Origin of the sequence: Neptuniibacter sp., assembly GCF_024231755.1 — a bacterium.
Classification (GTDB): domain Bacteria; phylum Pseudomonadota; class Gammaproteobacteria; order Pseudomonadales; family Balneatricaceae; genus Neptuniibacter.
This window is the reverse complement of sequence record NZ_JAAEQH010000076.1, coordinates 1-4548: the sequence shown is the minus strand read 5'-3', so window position 1 is coordinate 4548 and position 4548 is coordinate 1. Positions and strand designations below refer to the sequence as shown.

The 4548-nt window shown below is 46.0% G+C and carries 5 protein-coding genes; all 5 read left to right on the top strand.

The annotated features are described in order from the left end of the window. Positions 1-392, top strand: a 392-nt coding sequence (locus tag GY843_RS03585) for a DUF3365 domain-containing protein (protein ID WP_297306604.1), incomplete at its 5' end; no start/stop codon positions are given. Between the two features lie 135 nt (positions 393-527). Further along, complete coding sequence (locus GY843_RS03580) at positions 528-1226, top strand: histidine phosphatase family protein (protein ID WP_297306602.1); 699 nt, start codon at positions 528-530, stop codon at positions 1224-1226. Continuing rightward, positions 1223-2683: a diguanylate cyclase gene (locus GY843_RS03575; RefSeq protein WP_297306600.1), complete on the top strand. Its 1461-nt coding sequence runs from the start codon at positions 1223-1225 to the stop codon at positions 2681-2683. The genes GY843_RS03580 and GY843_RS03575 overlap by 4 nt, the downstream gene beginning before the upstream one ends. 296 nt (positions 2684-2979) lie before the next feature. Beyond that, positions 2980-3729 (top strand): electron transfer flavoprotein subunit beta/FixA family protein, encoded by a 750-nt coding sequence (locus GY843_RS03570; protein WP_297306598.1) that lies wholly within the window; start codon positions 2980-2982, stop codon positions 3727-3729. A 13-nt stretch (positions 3730-3742) separates the two neighbouring features. Then, the coding region (locus tag GY843_RS03565; RefSeq protein ID WP_297306595.1) for an FAD-binding protein at positions 3743-4548 on the top strand (806 nt) is incomplete at its 3' end.

Below are 4548 nucleotides of genomic sequence, written 5' to 3'. Positions count from 1 at the left end.
CGGTTTGTAATACTAAAGCCCTTCCATTAACACAATCGGTTAATGAAACGAGTGGTTGGGAAATCTCACGTACCAGTCATAAGCTACGCAACCCGGAAAATACTCCTGACTCTTGGGAGAAACAGGTGCTTGAGCAATTTGCAGCTAAAGCCAATCAGGGCTCTAATCTACAGACTTTGGCTTTCTCGCAGATTGTTGTGGATGAAGAGGGTCGTAAAATCTTTCGCATGATGAAAGCAATCCCTGTTGGAGAGCAGTGTCTGGCTTGTCACGGAAGTAATGTAAAGCCCGCGCTTAATCAGAAACTGCAGGAATTGTACCCAGAGGATAAAGCAACAGGTTTTGCTCAAGGGGATCTTCGCGGAGCCTTCTCTTTGAAAAAATATCTATAACATTTTGATCCATGTATATAAAAAGAGGGGACTAAGATCCCCTCTTTTTTTTCGTAAAAACCTTTAATCTAAATAAGTTAGCTCATCCAATAGGGGATAGTACTTATCTTATCTTTTGTTTGAATAATTCTGTTATTGCTTGATATTACTTGGTTTATTTACTATTTATATGTTTCAAAGCTAAAAATTATCCATGGCATGCGAACGAGATATAAATATAAAAAGCTCAAGCTAGCCTGGCTGAAATCTTTATTACTCATAGTGCTCTCTCTTCCCACATCGGGAGTGAGTGCCAGCCAGTTTACGGAGTTGCTCAATCACTTGAGTCAGGGAGGGTATGTTATCTATATCCGCCATGCAGCAACTCGCCATGATGATGCTGATCATGAAAATCTCAAACTGGATGACTGTAGTACGCAGAGAAATCTTACAGGCGAAGGTAAAGATTATGCGCAACGTCTTCGCACCTTTTTTGAAACATTAAGCATTCCATATGCTCAGGTAATCTCTAGTCCCTTTTGTCGAACACGTGATACGGCGCAATTGGCATTTGATAATGTGATTGTGCAGGACTTTCTTTTTTTCTCCGCGGGCCTTAATCAACAAGATCGTAGTCGTTTAAGTCAAAAGTTAAGAGGGTATTTAAATACAAAACCACCCTCTGGACGGAATAACATTGTTGTAGGTCATACCAGTAATTTATTAGAAGCTGTAGGTAGATGGCCAGAAGTTGAGGGAGAGATGCACATATTCCTGCCTCAAGGTGGGGTGATGCCCCGTCATATTGGAACCATTAAACCCGATCAGATTAATAGGTGGTTTGTTAGTCGATGAAAGCGCCGGATATACCACATCGTCTGAGAACCTGGCTTCTTTTTCTGCCAGCCTTACCTATTATTCTCTGGGCAGTTGTAGTGGTATTAACAGTGGTTCAAGGGGATGAGCTTGAGCAAACCTTTGAACGATATTCCCAGCAGAACACAACGGTGTATCGTGATGTTCATGGCATGTATTCTGGACTGACGGAAAAGCATCTCCAGATAAGTAATCTTATCGAGCAGGCTCAGGCTGATGAATGGGTTGATAGTACGGTTATCTTCTATGAAAGGTTGATGCAGCAGATCGATCAGTTAGATCGGGTAAGTCGTCAGATGATGGCTATTCACGATCAGGTAGTCTTTGCTGATGAACTGGAACAGCAGCATACGGAGCTACAAAAAGAGCTCCAGCAGTATAGAGAGCAGTTGGTAAAAGCTGTTCGCTCAGCCTCGGTGAATCTTGACTCGGCCAGTAAGGCGATGGCGATAGCAAGTACGGTCTATATTCAGATCAATCAACAATTCTCAGCATATCTGGCCCAGATAGATGCTCATTCGCTGAAAGGTTATGAGCAGTTGAAGCAAAGCACTGCTGACCGAAATACCACCATAGCCACTACAGCTACGATTATAGCCATTCTGGTATTAGCGGTTTGTATTGCTTTGTACAGGCGTTTATCCGGTGGTTTTCAGCAGATGTTGAAGATCTCCCGAGCGATGCAGGGGCGAGGGCTTAAAAAGCAGAACTATTATTTCAGCAATGATGAGATGGGCTACCTCGCCAAGCGTATCTATTTTATGGGCATGGCATTGGATGACATGCGCCAGAATCTGGAAAGCCGTGTAGATACCAGAACAGCTGAGTTGCAGAAGGTAACCAAAAACCTGATTCATGAAGTCGAAAAGAGTAATGCGATGGCCGAACAGCTTCGCTACCTCGCTGAAACTGACGAGCTGACAGGGCTGTATAATAGGCGTTACTTCGTGGAACAGTTCGAAAAAGAGTGGCGCAGAGGGCAGCGACATCAGCGTAAGTTGGTGCTTCTGATGATAGATGTCGACTTCTTTAAGCAGGTGAATGATCGATATGGTCATCAAATTGGCGATCAGTGTTTGCGGGTTATAGCCAATACATTGAAATCGTATTCTCAGCGAAGTTCTGATCTGGTTGCCCGCTTCGGAGGCGAGGAGTTTGCCATGTTACTCCCAGAGACTGATCTGGAGCAGGCATGCAGCATTGCTCAGAATATGCTTAAGCGAGTGGCTGAAATTAACCTTCATCCGGTCACTGAAGAGCGTCGGCTGACAGTTTCAATTGGTATCGGTTGTATGGTTGAACGCTATCTCTCATCTGATGAGTTCTTTACTGCTGTGGATGCTGCGCTTTATGAAGCGAAAGCGAGCGGTCGTAACTGCTACCAGATTGTTAGTCACTCAGGAATGCTACCCGCTAAACAGAAGCTTCTCTTCTAAATTCTTAATCCCGCTTTTCTCTCCCATTTTTACTCACATCTTCAGTTTTAAGAAAACATATATGTTACTTATTATGTGTTTTTTGATTGTATTTGTTTGCGATTAATATCCTCTGCAGCCCTTTGGTTATAGGCTTTTGGCTTCTATTGGTATTTTTTGTCAGTTATGTAGCTGCTTTTTGTCATTGTTGAATTTCGGTGCGGTACTAGTATTTAGGCATACCCAATAACAATTATGGGATGGCTAGTTAAGTAGCCTTTCCCCTAACAGCCGGATAACAACGAGAAGAGGCGGTTATGAAAGTACTGGTTGCCGTAAAACGAGTGATTGACTACAACGTGAAGGTTCGCGTTAAAGCGGACAATAGCGATGTCGATCTGGCCAATGTGAAAATGGCCCTGAATCCTTTCTGTGAAATTGCAATTGAAGAAGCGGTACGCCTGAAAGAAGCGGGTACAGCGGATGAAGTCGTTGTGGTTTCTATCGGTAGCAAAAGCTGCGAAGAGCAGATGCGTACTGCACTGGCACTGGGTGCCGACCGTGGTATCCGTGTAGATACAGAAGACTCTCCTGATTCCCTGTCTGTTGCCAAACTACTGGCTAAAGTCGTTGAGAAAGAAGCGCCAGGTATGGTGATTCTTGGTAAACAGGCGATCGATTCTGATAACAACCAGACAGGTCAAATGATGGCTGCACTGCTGGATCGTCCGCAGGGTACCTTCGCATCTGAAGTTAAAGTCGATGGCGATAAAGTTCAGGTGACCCGTGAAGTAGATGGTGGTTTGCAGACAGTTGAGCTGGCAATGCCTGCGATTGTTACCACGGACCTGCGTCTGAACGAACCTCGTTATGCCTCCCTGCCAAACATCATGAAAGCTAAGCGTAAACCTCTGGAAGTGGTCAGTCCTGATGATCTGGGCGTAGCTGTAGCAAGCAACCTGACGCTGTTGCGTGTAGAACCACCTGCAGAACGTCAGGCGGGTATCAAGGTGGGCTCAGTTGATGAGCTGGTAGAGAAACTGCGCAACGAAGCTAAAGTGATTTAAGGAGGTTTTGGTCATGACTAATCTGGTAATTGCAGAACACGATAACAACGAACTGAAACCTGTCACTCTGAATACTCTGGCAGCAGCCCAGGCCATCGGTGGTGATATTCACCTTCTGGTTGCAGGTAGCGGCTGTCAGGCTGTGGCTGATGCTGCAGCACAGATCCCAGCGGTAGCAAAAGTACTGGTGGCAGACAACGCAGCTTATGAACATCAGTTAGCAGAGAACCTGAGCAAACTGGTAATGACGGTTGCTGCTGACTACAGCCACATTCTGGCGTCAGCAACGACAACAGGTAAAAACTTCCTGCCACGCGTAGCCGCGCTGTTGGATGTAAACCAGATCTCTGACATCTGTGCAGTTGAATCTGCAGATACATTCAAGCGCCCAATCTATGCGGGCAACGCGATTGCAACTGTGCAATCTACGGATGCCGTCAAAGTAATCACCGTACGTGGTACTGCGTTTGACGCAGTGGAAAACAGCGGTGGCAGTGCTGAGATCGCTGGGGTGGGCGAAGCGTGCGATGCAGGTATCTCCAGCTTTGTTGGTGAAGAACTGGCGGAGAGTGATCGTCCAGAACTGACTGCTGCATCCGTAGTGGTATCCGGTGGTCGAGGTATGGGCAACGGCGAGAACTTTGATCTGCTGTATAAGGTGGCAGATAAATTGGGCGCTGCTGTAGGTGCATCTCGTGCTGCGGTAGACGCAGGCTTTGTACCTAACGATATGCAGGTAGGTCAGACCGGCAAGATGGTAGCACCTGATCTGTATATCGCGGTGGGTATCTCCGGTGCGATTCAGCATCTGGCAGGTAT

Coding starts and splice junctions, on each gene's coding strand:
- GY843_RS03575 (WP_297306600.1), top strand. CDS start 1,223: ATGAAAGCGCCGGATATACCACATCGTCTGAGAACCTGGCTTCTTTTT.
- GY843_RS03570 (WP_297306598.1), top strand. CDS start 2,980: ATGAAAGTACTGGTTGCCGTAAAACGAGTGATTGACTACAACGTGAAG.